The organism is Paenibacillus sp. NPDC057967 (genome assembly GCF_042887015.1).
Classification (GTDB): Bacteria; Bacillota; Bacilli; order Paenibacillales; family Paenibacillaceae; genus Pristimantibacillus.
In genome coordinates this window covers 178,548-195,072 of sequence record NZ_JBHVQB010000006.1, presented here as the reverse complement: position 1 = coordinate 195,072, position 16,525 = coordinate 178,548, and the positions used below count along the sequence as shown (strand labels likewise).

Annotated in this window: 17 protein-coding genes; 8 read left to right on the top strand and 9 right to left on the bottom strand. The window is 47.8% G+C overall.

The window, feature by feature from the left end:
• On the bottom strand, positions 1-1,905 hold a 1,905-nt coding region (locus ACFVSO_RS17145), incomplete at its 3' end, for a cadherin-like beta sandwich domain-containing protein (protein WP_387475673.1).
• Positions 1,906-2,213: 308 nt separating this feature from the next.
• Here ACFVSO_RS17145 and ACFVSO_RS17140 point away from each other — a divergent pair.
• Together ACFVSO_RS17140 and ACFVSO_RS17135 are read left to right on the top strand one after the other, a co-directional pair.
• The gene (locus ACFVSO_RS17140) at positions 2,214-2,789 is read left to right on the top strand and encodes a LysE family translocator (RefSeq protein ID WP_387475671.1); all 576 of its coding nucleotides are present in this window, start codon (positions 2,214-2,216) and stop codon (positions 2,787-2,789) included.
• A 33-nt stretch (positions 2,790-2,822) separates the two neighbouring features.
• Positions 2,823-3,599, top strand: coding sequence for an AraC family transcriptional regulator (locus tag ACFVSO_RS17135; protein ID WP_387476226.1), 777 nt, complete (start codon positions 2,823-2,825; stop codon positions 3,597-3,599).
• Positions 3,600-3,711: 112 nt separating this feature from the next.
• On the opposite strand, the gene ACFVSO_RS17130 is transcribed toward ACFVSO_RS17135, so the two are convergent.
• The 5 genes from ACFVSO_RS17130 to ACFVSO_RS17110 form a co-directional block, all read right to left on the bottom strand.
• Entirely contained in the window at positions 3,712-4,116 is a 405-nt protein-coding gene (locus ACFVSO_RS17130; protein ID WP_387475669.1) for a RidA family protein, read from the bottom strand.
• A 319-nt stretch (positions 4,117-4,435) separates the two neighbouring features.
• Positions 4,436-5,371: an alpha/beta hydrolase gene (locus ACFVSO_RS17125; RefSeq protein WP_387475667.1), complete on the bottom strand. Its 936-nt coding sequence runs from the start codon at positions 5,369-5,371 to the stop codon at positions 4,436-4,438.
• Between the two features lie 128 nt (positions 5,372-5,499).
• On the bottom strand, positions 5,500-6,858 hold the full coding sequence (locus tag ACFVSO_RS17120; RefSeq protein ID WP_387475665.1) for a sensor histidine kinase: 1,359 nt from the start codon (positions 6,856-6,858) through the stop codon (positions 5,500-5,502).
• Positions 6,855-7,529 carry a response regulator transcription factor gene (locus ACFVSO_RS17115; RefSeq protein WP_387475663.1) on the bottom strand — a complete coding sequence of 225 codons (675 nt, stop codon included), beginning with the start codon at positions 7,527-7,529 and terminating at the stop codon, positions 6,855-6,857. Before ACFVSO_RS17115 ends, ACFVSO_RS17120 begins: the two co-directional genes overlap by 4 nt.
• A gap of 129 nt (positions 7,530-7,658) precedes the next feature.
• On the bottom strand, positions 7,659-7,886 hold the full coding sequence (locus ACFVSO_RS17110) for a helix-turn-helix domain-containing protein (protein WP_387475661.1): 228 nt from the start codon (positions 7,884-7,886) through the stop codon (positions 7,659-7,661).
• A gap of 118 nt (positions 7,887-8,004) precedes the next feature.
• Between ACFVSO_RS17110 and ACFVSO_RS17105 the strand changes: the two genes are divergently transcribed.
• The gene (locus ACFVSO_RS17105; RefSeq protein WP_387475660.1) at positions 8,005-8,256 is read left to right on the top strand and encodes a hypothetical protein; all 252 of its coding nucleotides are present in this window, start codon (positions 8,005-8,007) and stop codon (positions 8,254-8,256) included.
• 139 nt (positions 8,257-8,395) lie between these two features.
• On the opposite strand, the gene ACFVSO_RS17100 is transcribed toward ACFVSO_RS17105, so the two are convergent.
• Positions 8,396-9,745, bottom strand: a complete 1,350-nt coding sequence (locus ACFVSO_RS17100) for an FAD-binding oxidoreductase (protein ID WP_387475658.1) — start codon at positions 9,743-9,745, stop codon at positions 8,396-8,398.
• A gap of 186 nt (positions 9,746-9,931) precedes the next feature.
• On the opposite strand from ACFVSO_RS17100, the gene ACFVSO_RS17095 reads away from it, so the two are divergent.
• The gene (locus ACFVSO_RS17095; RefSeq protein WP_387475656.1) at positions 9,932-10,264 is read left to right on the top strand and encodes a hypothetical protein; all 333 of its coding nucleotides are present in this window, start codon (positions 9,932-9,934) and stop codon (positions 10,262-10,264) included.
• A 65-nt stretch (positions 10,265-10,329) separates the two neighbouring features.
• Here the strand turns inward: ACFVSO_RS17095 and ACFVSO_RS17090 are convergent, their stop codons facing one another.
• The gene (locus ACFVSO_RS17090; protein ID WP_387475654.1) at positions 10,330-10,827 is read right to left on the bottom strand and encodes a nucleoside deaminase; all 498 of its coding nucleotides are present in this window, start codon (positions 10,825-10,827) and stop codon (positions 10,330-10,332) included.
• A 115-nt stretch (positions 10,828-10,942) separates the two neighbouring features.
• Here ACFVSO_RS17090 and ACFVSO_RS17085 point away from each other — a divergent pair, with 115 nt between their 5' ends.
• Positions 10,943-11,827, top strand: a complete 885-nt coding sequence (locus ACFVSO_RS17085; RefSeq protein WP_387476224.1) for a LysR family transcriptional regulator — start codon at positions 10,943-10,945, stop codon at positions 11,825-11,827.
• A gap of 1 nt (position 11,828) precedes the next feature.
• On the opposite strand, the gene ACFVSO_RS17080 is transcribed toward ACFVSO_RS17085, so the two are convergent.
• On the bottom strand, positions 11,829-14,225 hold the full coding sequence (locus ACFVSO_RS17080; protein ID WP_387475652.1) for an S-layer homology domain-containing protein: 2,397 nt from the start codon (positions 14,223-14,225) through the stop codon (positions 11,829-11,831).
• 400 nt (positions 14,226-14,625) lie between these two features.
• Here ACFVSO_RS17080 and ACFVSO_RS17075 point away from each other — a divergent pair, with 400 nt between their 5' ends.
• The 3 genes from ACFVSO_RS17075 to ACFVSO_RS17065 are packed head-to-tail and all read left to right on the top strand — an operon-like array spanning position 14,626 to position 16,494.
• Complete coding sequence (locus ACFVSO_RS17075; protein WP_387475650.1) at positions 14,626-15,483, top strand: ABC transporter ATP-binding protein; 858 nt, start codon at positions 14,626-14,628, stop codon at positions 15,481-15,483.
• Positions 15,476-16,129, top strand: a complete 654-nt coding sequence (locus ACFVSO_RS17070) for an ABC-2 transporter permease (protein WP_387475648.1) — start codon at positions 15,476-15,478, stop codon at positions 16,127-16,129. The genes ACFVSO_RS17075 and ACFVSO_RS17070 overlap by 8 nt, the downstream gene beginning before the upstream one ends.
• The gene (locus ACFVSO_RS17065; RefSeq protein ID WP_387475646.1) at positions 16,129-16,494 is read left to right on the top strand and encodes a GntR family transcriptional regulator; all 366 of its coding nucleotides are present in this window, start codon (positions 16,129-16,131) and stop codon (positions 16,492-16,494) included. Before ACFVSO_RS17070 ends, ACFVSO_RS17065 begins: the two co-directional genes overlap by 1 nt.
• Positions 16,495-16,525: the final 31 nt, after the last annotated feature.

The following is a 16,525-nucleotide window of genomic DNA, read 5'->3' as shown; positions in this document are numbered from 1 at the left end:
GCTCGTCAGGGTCTCCGGACCATAAGTACGCGTTCCAGCACTGTCATGTACACTAACACTCAAAGTTGCACCGCTATCCGTGACCGTTGGCGTTACTGTCACACTGCTAACACCATGACCAACGCTTGCCGTATAAGCTGTGGTGACAGGATCGAATGGCGACGGACTCAGCGTCCCTTCGGACAATGCGAGTCCGCTTAAGTCCGCATTGCTGCTAGCCTCCCGAGTGACGGTCGCTATGTACGTCTTCTCCATACTGCTTGGCGCCGTAACCGTCACTTCTATACGGTTGCTTCCAACTGATAGCGGCAGTGACAGCGATTCTGCCCCGCTCGTCAGGCTCTCCGGACCATAGGTGCGCGTGCCTGCACTGTCATATACACTAACGCTCAATGTTGCACCACTATCTGAGACAGTTGACGTTACTGTCACGCTGCTAACACCATGACCAACGCTTGCCGTGTAAGCTGTGGTGGCAGGATCGAATGGCGATGGACTCAGTGTTCCTTGAGACAATGAGAGTCCACTTAAATCCGCATTGCTGCTCATTGGCGTGACACTCATCTCATTGGAAGCCGCGCTCTCTCCCCATGCATATACAGCTTTGACCGTATAATAGTATGTCACGCCATTCGATAATCCTGTTTCTGTATGCGAACTCTCCGCTCCGCTTACAGCGGCAATCTCTGTTCCACTGCCTCCAGGCGACAAGCTTTGGTAAACATGGTAACCCGTCGCTCCATATACAGGCTGCCATGAGATTGTCGCTTGACCATCGCCCCCTGTAACCGCGCTGAGTTCTGGAACGCTTGTCAATCGAATGACTCGGTCCACATTGGATGGAATAAACCAGACGCTGTTCCCATCATAGACTGCATCACTAAAGGATTTATTCTCTCCATTGAAGCCATCAGGCCATTGATTGAATCCTGTGATGTCTCCGGATGCCGGATCAATCTTCAAAATACGCGCATCACTGGATGGCTTCGTCCAAATATGCTCGCCGTCGAACGCACCACCTCGAAATAAATTCCGGCTTTTATCGAATCCGCTTGGCCATTGATCATAACCCGTCATTTCTTCCGTAGCCGTATCCAATTTCACAATCTGATTGGCGCTATAAGGCAGCATCCATATTGAATTCCCGTCGAATACTGCGCCCCCAAACGAATAGCCTGTCCCGTCGTATCCCGCAGGCCAATCGCTATATCCCGTCATTTCACCAGTTGCCGGATTCAATTTGATCACTCGGTCCGCCATTGATGGGATCATCCAAATAAAGGTGCCATCGAACACGCCCTCATTAAAAGCATAGTTCTCCTTTCGGAAACCGTCCGGCCACTCGTCGTAACCCGTCATCTCTCCAGTTACCGGATCGATCCTAATAATCTGATTTGCATTGACTGGGATCAGCCATATATAAGTGCCGTCAAAGACACCGCTGGAAAATGCAGCATTTTGACTCTGGAAGCCAGCCGGCCAATCGTTATACCCGGTCATTTCACCGGTATCCGGATCAATTTTAATTACCCTATCCGCAAGAGAAGGGATCATCCATATGTGCTGCCCGTCAAATACGCCTCCGCTAAAAGCTCCGTTTCTCTTCGTATATCCGCTGGGCCAGTCCGAGTATCCCGTCATCTCACCTGTCTCGGGACTAATCTTCACAACCCGATCAGTTTCCACTGGAATCATCCATATATCATGACCGTCAAAGACGCCACCGCCAAAGAGAGAGTAATTCATCGGCATTCCGCTGGGCCAATCGGGGTATGCCGTAATTTCATAATTCGGACCTAATGGATTCAACGTGATTGCACTTGCAGTCTGTACAGGAGATATACTGAGCATAACCAATAAAGCTAGAATGCCGCTCAGTAACCTCCTACTTTTCCTTCGATGCATTAGTAATTCCCCCAACAATAAAATATGCGTCACCAACCAAGCTCAATTCGGCAACGACGATACCATTCCGACAACGACAACATAACTCATTCATACATTACGCAATTTGGCGCATCTTGTACTTTTCTGCAAAATAATCTCGAAACCCTTTTTTTGTTAAAAATTTCACTCATATTAGTTCATCATGAAAGAAACATGCAGCAATATACACATCATAAAGGTAATTGAAGCACTGAATCTGCAATAATATACTATAGCTTTTATCCTTATAGATGTAGGATGTGAGAATACCAGAAAGAGGGGTTCTCATGAGTATTACATCTTTTTTGATTTACTGTATAATGGCTACTATTACACCGGGCCCTACGAATATCGTGATCTTGTCCACCGTCCACCGCTTCGGGACGAAAAAAGCGATGGAATATACCTATGGAGCAACAGTTGGCCTTGGCTTATTGCTGGTTATATCCGCCACGCTCAATACGTGGCTGATCGCCTATCTGCCGAAAATCATTGTCGTGATGCAAATAATCGGAACCATCTATATGCTCTATCTTGCTTATTTGATTTACAGGATGGATGTATCAAAGGCCGTTTCGAACCAAGCTGCCTCCTTCTGGTCGGGCATCATGATGCAATTTCTTAATCCAAAGGTAGTCCTCTACTCACTGACAGTCATCCCGGCGTTCATTCTGCCTCACTACAGCTCAAACAGCGCGAGGATATACGGAATAGTAGCGATCACGCTCATTGGATTTGCAGCCTTTCTGACATGGGTGCTCTTCGGAGCGATCTTCAAAACTTTATTGCAAAAACATAAGAAGGCAGTGAATATATGTATGGCGTTATCACTCGCTTACGCTGCGATCATGATCTGGTTGTAGGCAAGCATGGAATGAGGTGAAGATATGGATGAGATGAACAGGTTTATCTATAAAAAATCGATCGGCATTACTGCGCTGACCGCAAGCATGACGGACTTCACGTATAAAAAGCATGCGCATCAGGAGTATGCCGTAGGCGTTACCTTGCGCGGAATTCAAAAATATAGCCTCGATGGCAGCCTGCAGCTGTCTTATCAGAATGGCGTGATGCTGTTCAACCCGGAGCAAGCGCATGACGGGATGGCTTATGACAAATCAGGTCTGGATTACGTCATGCTCTATATTGATCCCGAACTGCTGCTTGAGGCAACGGATATGAAAGCCGCTCCGCGCTTCTTGACTCCGATTGTGTATGATTCACGGCTGGAACAGCATATCTTACGGCTCTCCGACGCCATATTGAAGGGAAGGGATGAAGCGCTGTGCAGCGAGTTGTATTTGTCCTTGGCGGATCATCTTGTTCAAACAAAGCTCACGACGAACGGTAAAATGGAGCATGCGATGATTCGGAGAGCAAAGGACATGCTTCATGAGGGTTTGGACCATGTCCTGAAGCTTGAAGAGATTAGCGGTGAGCTTCAATTATCAAAGTTTCAATTGATCCGGTTATTCAAGGCACATACGGGGATTTCCCCGTATCAATACTTCCTTAACTGCAAAGTCGAACGCGCAAAGCAGTTAATCGAAAGGAATAAAGATGTCTATTCGGCGGTAGCAGATTGTGGCTTTGTAGACTTGGCCCATTTGAACAAGCATTTTAAAAGCGTATATGGCACAACTGCATTTGAATATTTGTCGCACATTAAATAGGGGTTGTCTCATAAATTGAGACAACCCCTTGTTTAGTTCTATATAACTTAATGTTTACAGCTTGCGGGACAGTATGGCAGCCATGCCATTAACATTATAGTGCAACTTAACGCTAGCCGGCAGCCCACACATCGAGCTCAATCTTCAGTTCAGTCAAGCCGAGCGCCTGCACGTAGGCAACCGTCATCGATGGAGGCGTAGCGCCGAACGTCGCCCCCCACACCCCGTAGAAGTGATCCCAATCGATCGGTTCTGTAGCCCAGATATTCACCTTGACGACATGATCGGGCGTTAATTGCTGCGAACCCAGCACCTTCACTATATTATCAAGCGTATTGGCAGCTTGTTGGTTAAAGTCGGCGGGGATGTCCCCTCCTTGGTCGGTTCCGATTTGCCCGGAAAATACGTACCATTCCGCATTCCGGCTAATCTTCGTAACATGGCTATACTGACCGACCGGCTGCGCGATCGTGTCCGGATTTGATCGTTGAACTACATTTGTATTGGCATTTTTCATTGTATATTCTCCTTTTCAATAGGTAAGCTATGATTGGAATGACCGTAATTGGACAGACGTATCCCGTCTGTGGTCATTCTAGAAGAAAACAGCTGTTGAATATCCAATGCCAGAAGACAAATTGCGCAACGCCCTCTTCTTCATTGAATATCCCCCTCCCCATCAAAAAGTAGTGTAACGGTACACAGTATATCACAGATGCTGCTGGTTTAGCCAAGTTAGCTATCCTTCATAAGCCGGATAATAAAAACAAAGTGCATAGACGGCGATTAGCCATCCATGCACCTAGTTAGGCATGATTTTGATTTTTTGAACGAGCTTACTTCATGTCCGCCATGAACTGTCTGAAGTTGTCTGCAATTTCCTTTGATTTTGTATGATGCACATAATGGCTTGTATCGAAGACAACCATTTTGCCATTCTCTACACTAGCCGCTTGCTCCTCATGAAGCGGAACCCATTCCTCAGAGAGATTATCACTTCCGACAAGAAGCAGCAGAGGAAGATCCACCGGGAACTTCATATGCTTGCCCTCTTTGAAGTTCGAGGAGATATGCTCCATCTCATTCAAGATGGTAGGGTTGAACATGATCTTGAGCTGGATCAATTTAAATTGTTTTCTGGTTTCCTCATCGTAAGGCAAGCCTTCATAAGGATCGGGACTAAATTTCAACATCAATCTGGCAAAGCCTAAGTTTTTGAGCAGCTTAAATTTGCCGATCGGGAATTCGACATCCATGCCGCCCTGCGTTGGAACACTGGTATCGATGCCGATAAAAGCAGTAACCTCATCCCTATACTTGCTTACATAATCAACACCGTATAGGCCAGTAATCGAGTGTCCCATCAGAATATAGCGGTCAATGTTAAGGTTTTGGAGAGCCTCGTGGATCTCTTGAACAATATTTTCGGTCGTGCGGTCTTTATCGGTCAAGTCGCTTAATCCGTATCCGAATGGCTCAATGGCAACCACTTTGTAATCGAGTGACAACTCGTCTATGAGCGGCTTGAAGTCCAGGACAGGCGAAGCTGTTCCATAGCCCGGCAGAAGCACGACTGTCTCTTCGCCATCCCCTTGAATGAGCACATTCATATTTTTGCCGTCTACGGGAACAAGCTGCCCATATGCCTGGATCTTCTTCTGATCTGTCTTGTTGCCGATCACATTCACGATATATACGATCGCGATAAAAGCTACAATCAATATTAGAATTACTGCTAACGTTTTGAGCAGAACCCTCAGCCACTTTTTCATCTTACCTACACCCTTCTTTACCAGTTAATTCGCTGCCTTAGCAAGCCGCTATAGAAAGCTTAACTGATGAAGATGTACAGACCATGACGCGAATATGAACTGAATATGAACAGCCGCCAAAACTTTAATCACTCTGCCGTTGGAACCGCAAGTGGCAAAGTGACGATAAAAGCAGCGCCCCTTCCAAGCTCGCTTTCGACACGGATGTGTCCTTCATGCAGCGACACAATCTGCTTTGCGATAGCAAGTCCCATACCGCTGCCGTCATACTTGCGGCTGTGGGAACGATCGGCTTTGAAGAACCTCTCGAATATCCGCTTCTGATCCTCCTCAGAGATGCCGATACCGGTGTCGGATATGCGAACGGTTACGGTTTTGGCGTCTTGCTTCATGCTGACATGAATGGTGCCGCCCTCTTCGGAAAACTTGATGCTATTCCCAATAATGTTGGTCCAGACTTGATTGAGCTGGTCGTGATCCGCCATGACTGATATGGGCTTCAGATTCATGTCGAAGCTAATGCTGCGTGCCGACCATTGCGGCTGAATCGCTACAATAACCCGCCTGATCTGCTCATCAAGCCTGAGCTCGGTTACCCGCAGCTGCTGCTTGCTGGACTCCAGCAAGCTCAACTTAAGCAGGCTGTCGCTCATCTTGGACATGCGCTTCGCTTCGGAGATGATAATATCAAGGTAGCGATTACGCTCGCTCTCAGGGATACCGGCTTGCTTGAGCGCTATGGCATAACCGGAGATCGAGGTGAGCGGCGACTGCACCTCATGCGATACATTCGATACGAACTCCCTGCGCATCTGCTCCAGCTGCTTCAAATCCCGCATCATCTCTTCGAAGCTGCGGGCTAGCGTACCCAGCTCACCCTTTTGCTTAATGTTCAGCTTGACGTTGAAGTCTCCGGCCGCAATCCTTTTGGTTGCTTCGGTCAGCTTCTTAATCGGCCTGACCAGGAATACTGCTGCGATCAGAATCAGCAAGCTACCGGCAATTAAGGAGTTGGTCAAGAACTTCACCAGCAGCGATACGGATGAAGCCGCAAGCGGCTCTACAAACATGGCTTTCGTCCCTGTCTCTGTATGAAGAGGCATGCCCAGCAGAACAGGCACGATTCCCTTCGAGCTGATCTGAAGCACTTCTCCAGCCAGTACTTGACTGATTTGCTCCGTCGTTACATCGGATACGCTCTGACCGTTCAGTTCCCCGAATGACGCAATATGGCCGTCTTCGTTGTACATGCGAATATAGAAGGAATGGAGCTGCTTCATTCCACTGACGTACGAATCCGCCTCCGCAAGCGGTAAGGCATCGTAGATCCGTGAGACGTCTTCGCCGAAGTGGAATACGTTCAGCATCAGGTTATCGTTCAGCCTCTCCTGATACAGCCACGACGTCGTAAACGTAGCAATGATCGTCCCCCCGATGACTGACACCAGAAAGGTCAATACGACACGGGTATATAAAGAACTGATCATGAGAATACCTCAAGCCGGTAACCGAGACCGCGCACGGTATCGATCCGAAAATCAGGCGTTTCCGCGAACCGTTCGCGCAGCCGCTTAATATGGACATCGACCGTCCGTTCATCGCCAGCGTAATCCATCCCCCAAATCTGATCGATCAGCTGCTCGCGCGTATAGATTTGTCCAGGCTTGCCCGCCAGCTTGTACAATAATTCAAATTCCTTGAGCGGAAGCGCCATTGAATCCGCTCCTATCGTCACCTTATAGGTTTGGCGGTCCAGAAGGACGCTGCCAATCTGGATGGACTGCATCGAGCTGACCCCGTAACGCTTCAGCAACGCCCTGATGCGGACAGTCAGCTCCAGCGGATCGAACGGCTTGGTCAAATAATCATCCGTACCAAGCTGGAACCCTTTCACCTTCTCCCATGTCTCGCCTCTTGCCGTCAACATCAGCAACGGGAGATCAGGATTCGCTTTTCGAAGCTCCCTGCATAGCTCCCAGCCATCCATGAGCGGCATCATAATATCAAGCACGACAAGATCTACTCTCGTCGAGGCATATACGCTCATCGCTTCCTTGCCGTCTGCGGCTTCGACGGTCTCGAAGCCGTCATTTCGCAAGAATAAGCAGACAAGTTCACGAATGTTCACATCATCATCAGCAACTAATATTGTAGGCATCCATCCGTTCCCTCTTCCCTCGTTATACTTGGTAACCAGTATACTATAAAGCTAACGCGGTGAATAAATTTGGGTTGATCCAATGGTTTAAAAAGAAAAAAGCAACGGCCACTTCGGGGCGATTGCTTTTTACGACTTATCCATATATTCGACCAAATCAATAATTTTTTTAATATCCGTAATATTAAGCGCCTCGGCGATACGTTCAATGTGATTGAAGTTTATATTTTCCCTCTTGCCGCTAGACAGCTCACTGAGCGCGGCATGCCTGACATCGGATATGCGAGACAATTCTCTTAAGGAGATATTGTATTCTTTTATAAGCTCAGGAATTTTAACAACAACCTTCTTAGGCATTCAATCACCAACTATGTTTGAATTCGACCATTGACTATACGCAATAGCGTATCATATAATATGGACAATTCTGGTACGCATATACGTAACATTCACAAACATGGAGTTGGTGTATAGTATGGTCGAACTGATGACGGTCTATGAACGGCTGGTGGAGGAAGAGGATGAGCTGCTGAACAAGCTAGAAATATGCGAGGGCTGCATCGCCTGTATCTTTGAGTATCTGGTGTCCAAAAAGGATGTGCATATCGGAGAGTCCGTATTGACCGCCGTACATACAATTGCGAAGGATTTGCAGACAGAGCTGCTTCATTTGAGACTTGAGAAGGGTCTGTTAGCTGATCGGATTAAGCTGGCTAAATACAGCTGATGGAGCCGTCATCGCCGCTTCTAGTGAACGGCTCTCAACTCTTAAGCATACGTATGGTATGTAGCTTCTCCGTCATATTCAAAGTTACAACAGAGAAGACTGTACACTTGCAATGCTAACGGACAACCATAAGACAAAGCTATCTTTTCTGCGCGGGCTTGATGCTTTGAGGATTTCGGAACACATTGTTAGGGTCATATTTTGCCTTAACCCTTCGCAATCGTGGATAGTTGGCCCCATAGTAGACCGGCCCCGAGTTTTTGATCCCTTGATCCGGAACGTTAATATAAGAGCCTACAATATACGGCTGCAGATTCCGGCGAGTCTGGCGGACAATCGCGATATTTTTGGGAGCATCGGATTGCTTAAGCCAGGAGCTGTTCCACTCTACATAGAACTTGGCCTTGCGCCAGTAAAAGGCTGTTGAAGCAGGCGACTTGCGGCTTACTGCCCCGCCCCAGTTCAGGAAGAAGAAGCCGGCATCTTTTCCCTCCACATTCTCTAAAAATTGACGCATCGACCGTATCGCTTTATCCGGGAATGGCCGTCTGCCGTAACCGGACGAGAACTGGTTGCTGTATCTTTGAGTCTGCACCGGATCGGGATCTAATAAGAACCCCACGACTTCCGGGTACGGCACTTCCCGAATGACCTTGCTAGTTGGCGTTCCAACACTCGTCATCGGCTTCAATAACCGAAGCGCTTCCGCCCGGGAGCCGAGATACAGTCCTTCCATCAAGACATTGCCGCCTTTTTTCGGTCCGATCGAAAATTCGCTGCCCAGCTTCGTATTCACGGAAGGAGCCCATCTCTGCCATACCTTAAGCAGCTTCTCGAATTGATTCCACGGCCAGGTAATCCGATATACAGTCGCTGTGGCTGGGGCGGGTAATACTTTAAGCTTATACCGGGTATATACGCCAAAGTTGCCCCCGCCTCCGCCGCGGGAAGCCCACAGAAGATCGGCATTGCGATGTTTGTTCGCACGGATGACTTTGCCATTCGCGTCTACCATCTCAAGCTCAATCAGATTGTCGCTGATGAGACCCGTCGTCCGCATAAGCGGCCCGATGCCGCCCCCAGCCGTAATGCCGCCGATCCCGACCGTCGCACTGTCGCCGAAAGGAGCGATATAGCCCTGCCGCGCCAGCGTATGTGCAATTCTGCCGACTCGATTGCCCGTTTCCACGATTGCTGTTCCATTTTTTCGGTTCAGCTTGATCCCCTTCATATCGCTGACATCAATGACCATTCCCCCGTTAACCTGTGAAAGATTAACCTCCAGCGAATGTCTGCCGCTTCTTGGACGAATCGGTACGTTATGTTTCCGCGCCCACTTAATTGCGTTCGCTACATCCTGTGTTTTTTGGGCAAACACAAACACTTTAGGGTATCGGTCTGTATGAGGGTCCCAATTTTTGCGCGCCGCTTCATAACCCGGATCTCCTCGAAAGATTACTCGCCCGGTTAGCCCCGTTCTTGATTTCACTCTTCCCACTCCCTTGGAGATAATGATTGCACGAATCCAATACAGGAACCCTATATCGTATGAAGGACATTTGTGCAGGGCATGGGCCAATTTCCCAAAATAAATGGTGTGCAATCACCGCAAGTTTCTATCACTTTTTTGAGGTGAGTGTTGATGAAATTTTTGCATATACCAAAGGAGGAGATCATGATGGTACATGAATTGGATCAGTGGCTAAAGGTTATGGACAATTTTAATTTGATTGTAGGAATTATGGATTTGGTCGGGTTGCTCAGTATTGTAGCGTATACCATCTTTTTGACCAAGATTGGGAAGAAGAATGAATATAATCTGCAGATCCGGTTAAATGTGACCAACAAAATGTTCGTAACTCTAATGGTCCTATTTATCGCTTTCATCTTCCTTGTCCCGAGTGGAATGGTTCATTACAAACAATTGGTTTACTTGCTATTCTCCATTACAGCGCTGGTCGGCGCAATTGCATCCGGCTATTACTTTTTCAGAGACTTTAAAAGTTAAATAATTAACAACCATATTTCTAAGTTCAAAAAAACGCAACCCTTATCAGGTTGCGTTTTTATCAGTTAAGCATTACTCGAATTGTGCTTTTTGTCATGCAGCCGAACATGAAGCCGCCGCACTTCCTCCGCCAGCTCAGGAACCGGTCCTTCAATGACAGTATCCCGAATGACCTCCTGGATCGAAAGATTGCGGACGCGCGACGGGGCAACCTCCAGCTCATCCAGCCACCCTGCCAATTGCTTCGAGGAGCTGGCATATACAATCCGTCCCAAGCCAGCCCAGCCGTGGGCTGCTGCACACATCGGGCAATGCTCGCCTGACGTGTAGACGATGGCCTTCTCCCTATCTTCAATCGTCATATTCTGTGCCGCCCAGCGCGCCAAAGCAAATTCCGGATGCTGGGTATGGTCGCCGCCAGCTACATGGTTATGGTCTTCCATCAGCACTTCCCCGGAAGCGGAGACGAGCATCGAGCCGAACGGCTCATCGCCCGCTTCCAGAGCGGCCTCTGCTAATTCCACGCAGCGTCGCAAATACTTCATGTCCGTATCATTAATCATCGTAATCCTCCTGTTCATCTATTCCTATAAAATCATGGTATCATAAGCATATCCATTCTAAAAATATAGATAAACTATCATACACTAAGGTTTTTCATATACAAGGAGGAGCATGATGGATATCCGGCAGCTGCGCTATTTCATTGCGATTGTGGAGGAAGGGACTGTATCGGCCGCTGCGAAGCGGCTGCATCTCTCCCAACCGCCGCTCAGTCAGCAATTGAAAGCGATGGAAGAAGAGCTGAGCACAGTATTAATGGAGCGAAGCGGCAAATATTTGAAGCTAACGGCAGCGGGAAAGAAGCTCTATGACTATGCTCTGCAAATGGTGGAGCTTATCGAGGAAGCCGCATCTGAGGTGAAAGAAGTCGGACAAGGCAGTAGCGGTACGTTGGCGCTTGGCGTCAATACGCTTTCGGTTGCAGAGCTGCCGGACCTTCTCCATCGCTTTCGAGAAACCTACCCCAAGGCCGCCTACCACATCCAGCAAAGTGAGTCCGTCCGCCTCTGCCAATTAGTCAGAGAACGCGCGGTTGAACTGGCATTTATTCGCTTGCCCCTTGATTTAGGCGATGATTTGGCTGTCCATCATCTATATAGCGAGCCGTTTTATGTGGTGACATCGGCAGAGGCTTCGCAGCCAGCTCCTCAGGATGCTGGCGTCTCGCTTGCCGAGCTGCAAGACATCCCGCTTATGCTCCCCAGCACACCGGGACTAGGCGTGCATTATTTGATCCGGCAGGCTTTCTCTGAGCTTCATCTGCAACCGAATATTGTAGGCGACTGCTCCGACATCTCGCTGCTGATCCGGCTGGTAGAGTCCGGCTTTTGTTCGGCGATCGTACCGGAGACTCTGCTCAAGGTGCATGACCGGGCTGCTATTCAAGCCAATCAAATAACCAGCCCGTCCGAGATGACTGCTCCCGTCGGGCTGGTATGGCTTAAGAACCGCCGCTTGTCTGCGTTGGCGGAGAACTTTATCCAATTATATACTAGTTAAATTATTTTTCTTTAAGCTTGTTTAATAGACGCAAGATAATGACTATCGCTTCAGCACGAGTAACTTGACGCAATGGCTGTAATTCGGACTGATCGGTTCCAACTAGAATATGCTCGTTGACAGCGGTAAGGAAAGATGGTCTGGCCCAGCCTGGAATGCCTTGCGCATCGGTGAAACCAGCGAGTCCACCTTCTGCTGGAACACTTGAATCTGGCAGCATACCTGCTACGATTATTGCCAGTTGCGTGCGAGTTACCGCATCGTTTGGACGGAAGCTGCCGTCCTCATAGCCTTGCATCAATCCTCTTTCATTCGCCGCTGCAATGGCTTTACTAGCCCATGCTGCTACTTGATTCGCATCCTTGAAATCGGTTGGTTCTGCAGTTGCTGTCCATTGGAAAGCTCTGGCCAGCATCGTTACAAATGCTTGACGGGTAATCTGATCGCCCGGACGGAAGCTGCCATCCTCATATCCTTGTACAATTCCTAAAGATATTGCCCGTTCAATGTCAGCTTTCGCCCAATGATCCGCTATATCGTTCAATACGATTCCGTTTTGATCGACTCCCGGTTGTTCCTCACTTTCAAGCTCCTGCACAGCCAGCAGCACAAATAGTGCGAGCTGCTTCACATCAGCGATAAATTTCCCATTCTCAATGCGGCCCGGAACTTCTGTCCAAGACTGCTTGGTTTGATCATATTGATATAAAGCTGGGATCTGCCCGTCAGTCAGTTTATCCTGATCAAATACAAAGCTTAAGGTAACCACAGTTGTGAATGGATTCTCAAATGTTTTGTTTAGTTCAAGTGCGTCGAACAACATCTGCGCATGTTGTGGAAGCTGCGTCCGTTGCGTCTGACTCAATTCCCGTTTGTTGACGGTTAATGTGAAGTCGCCATTGGCTGCATTCATTGGAACGTTGATCGACAAGCCATAATCCGATTGAATGACGCACCCATTCGGACCGCAATTCGTGCTCGGCATGACAGACGGTTCCGGAGCAGGCCCCGGTACAATTACACGCGGAGCGACCTTAATTTCAAGGTCTGCCTCCAAAGCGTTGCTGTTCATTATCCCATCCGGCAATGTTAACGCGCCTTGGAAACGATACGTTCCCGCTTGATTCCCATTGTAAGCCGGAGTGCCTTGATTCCAAGTGACAGCGGCAGCCATCTTCGTGCTATCGCTCAGCGTCACTTCAACTTCTGTCGGCAGGTTCAGCCTCGATGCTGGAGTGCCGTACGATACCGTTTTGCCGCTTAACTTCTCAACGCTTATAACGTTAACTGCTACTTTTTCAGCCACAATGACGTCCAGCTTCACCTTATAGCTCTCTGGATTCTCTATGCCTGCTGGCAGTACCAAGGTACCTTCAAAGGTATACGATCCTGGTTGATTCGCATCATATGCCGGTGTTCCTTGATTCCAAGTTACCGCAGCCTTCAATGTCTTATCGTCGCTAAGCGTTACCTCGACCTCTATCGGCAGGCTCAGCTCAGAGCGCGGAGTACCAAAACCCACAGTTAGGGGATTGAGTTTCTCCACACCGGTAACGGACACATTCGTTTTTTCCTCTACGATAACATCTATGCTGGCCTTGTAGCCTCCCGGATTCTCAATGCCCGTCGGCAATGTCAACGTACCTTGGAAGGTGTATGATCCCGGTTGATTCGCATCATATGCCGGTGCCCCTTGATCCCATGTCACAGCAGCTCTCCCGAGTTGTTTGTTGTTCAGCATTACCTCCGCCTCTGTCGGCAGACTTAGCTCTGAACGCGGCGTACCATAAGCCACTCTGATCATGTCAAATGGCAATGTCCCCATCACATCTACTAAAAATTTTCCATCTGTCACAATCGTCAATTTGGCTTGATAACTCTGCGGATTGACGTCTCCAATTGCTAACGTCAAAGCTCCTGATATACGGAGTCCTCCTTCGGCAGGATCATAAACCGGCAATCCTGGATCCAAGACTACATCAGCTTGAATGTTCGAATTTCCAATTAGTTCAAGATTCGAGACTGCCGGCAGGTTGTAGTCAGATTGTGTTGCGCCCGCTGGCACATTTTTCTGATTCACCGAATTGGCATCTACATCGATATGAATTCTAGCTTTGAATCTCTGCGGCCTTACATCCCCTATAGCTATCGTCAAAGCACCTGAAAATCTATGAATCCCAGGCTTGTCCGGATTCTGTGTTGGGGCTCCCTGATCCCATTCAACTGCGGCATTAACCTTCACACTGCCGCCTAGCGTAAAGCTTGCGCCTGTCGGCAGTTCCACATCAGGCAGTGTAGCCGCTTCTGCGGCTTGAACCGACATTCCCATTGCTGGTATCGCAAGCAGGATCGTCAAACAGATGAGAACCAGTCGTTTGCATTGCTTCCAATTGATCATCTAGTAAACCCTCCAAGTCTAATAAACTGCTAAACTACCATTCCAGCTTCTCTACCGCTGCCATGCTTTCTTGAAAACAGCGCACCAAATCGGATCTCCATATGTTGAACTACTAGGAAATATAGCCCAGAAAACTACTCTAGTATAATACAAAAGCACTAGAATGGCGATATGTGGAAAGTATGGGCATAGGGATGCGACTATCGTAATACAATCATCACTATTCATAGATGTATATAGAAAATTCAAGACTTTAGCATGGTGTCATTAGCAGTGGAACTTTCGTTAGCCTTTTTTTGTATTTACTTAAAAAATAGATGAACAGGAATTGACAGCCGATTAAGATCGATGATATATTGTGCATACACAACATACACAATTTTGGAGCGGAGGAAACGCTATGTTGGCTTTAGATCTTCGAAACGTAAGTAAAAAGTATGAGCATTTTCATCTGAAGAACGTATCTTTTCAACTGGAAAAAGGCTACATTATGGGATTTATCGGCTCGAATGGCGCTGGCAAAACAACCACGATTAAGTCGATTCTGAATCTGATTCGCCTGGATAGCGGCGAGATTCATATTATGGGCAAGAACATGGGGCAGAACGAGGTGGAATTGAAGCAGGAGATTGGCTCTGCTTTTGGCGACATCAACTTTTATACCCGCAGCAAAGTCAAGACATTAACAAATGTAATCAAACGGTTCTATAAGAACTGGGATGACGATACGTACCGCAAGTATTTGAAGAAGTTCAATTTAATCGAGGACAAAAAAATCTCCGAGTTATCGACCGGCATGAAGGTGAAATACAGCCTGGCCCTTGCCCTGTCGCATGGGGCAAAACTGCTTATTCTGGATGAGCCGACTAGCGGACTCGATCCTGTCGCCCGGGATAATCTGCTGGATATCTTCCGAGAGCTGGTGCAGGACGGCGAAATCAGCATCCTCTTCTCCACCCACATCACATCCGATCTGGAGAAATGTGCAGATTACATCACCTTCATTCATAACGGAGAAATCATCAAGAGTGCGGAGAAGGAACAATTTGTAGATTCGTACCGATTGCTTAATGGCAAGAAAGAGCAGCTAGATCTGATCAAGGACCAACTCATTTCTTACAAGGTCAATTCATTCGGCTTCACCGGCTTGATTCATACGAAGGACTTCGATTCGTCACTGGATATAAAATCGGCGATACCGAATCTGGAAGAGATCATGATTTATTGCTCTAGGAAGGAGGGTCTGCAGGATGTATAACTTGTTAATGAAAGAATTCAAGATAGGTGTAAGTCCTTTTTTCTACGTACTGCCGTTTTTAACTGGCGCATTGATGCTTATTCCGGGGTGGCTGTATTTCCTGGTAATCCTCTACTTCTGTTTCATTACGGTTCCGAATATGTTCGGAGGGTATAAGAGCCAGAACGATCTGATCTTCACAAGCATCATGCCGGTTACAAAAAGAGATATGGTGAAAGCTAGAGTCTCCTTTATCGTCATTCTGGAGCTGCTGCATATCGTTGTTGCCATGATCTATAGCGTGTTCACGCTGCGTTTGTATCCAGATATGGTGTACTTCTTCCTCAAGCCTTCCTTTGGCTTCTGGGGACTATGCTTCGTCATGCTGGCGATCTTCAACCTGATCTTTATCTCCATGTATTATAAGACGTCGTATAAATACGGCGCGGCAGCATTTACAGCGAATACAGGTGCAATCTTGTTTGCCGGGGGCTTCGAATGGCTTGCCTTGCAAAACTCGTATGTGTCCGATCTCTTCAAAGGGGCTGGCAGCGAAAATCTGGGCGCTCATCTCTTAATCTTGCTTGCAGGCATCGTGATATTTGCGCTATTTACATTTATCGCTTATCATATTGCCAACAAACGGTTTGAGAAAGTGGAAATGTAATGAACATCGCAATTTCGAACACATCTGAAAAACCTATCTATCAACAGATTTTCGAACAGATCAGCGCGCAGATCCTCAAGGATGAGCTGGAGACCGGATATAGCCTGCCTCCCATACGGCAAGCGGCCACGGAGCTGGGCGTCAGCATCATCACAGTGAAGAAAGCCTGGGAAGAGCTGGAGCGTCTAGGGTTAATCTATACCGTTACGGGCAAAGGATGCTTTGTTACCGATCTCTCGCCAGAGGAGATGCTGCAAAAACGCAATGATATGATCCTGCAGCAGATGGCGATTGACGCCGACTATTACAAGTCCTTCGGACTTACGATAGAAGAAGTTTTTGAGCTTATGAAGAAGGTTTATTGATGGGGAACCACGTCCTGGGAGGGACGTGGTT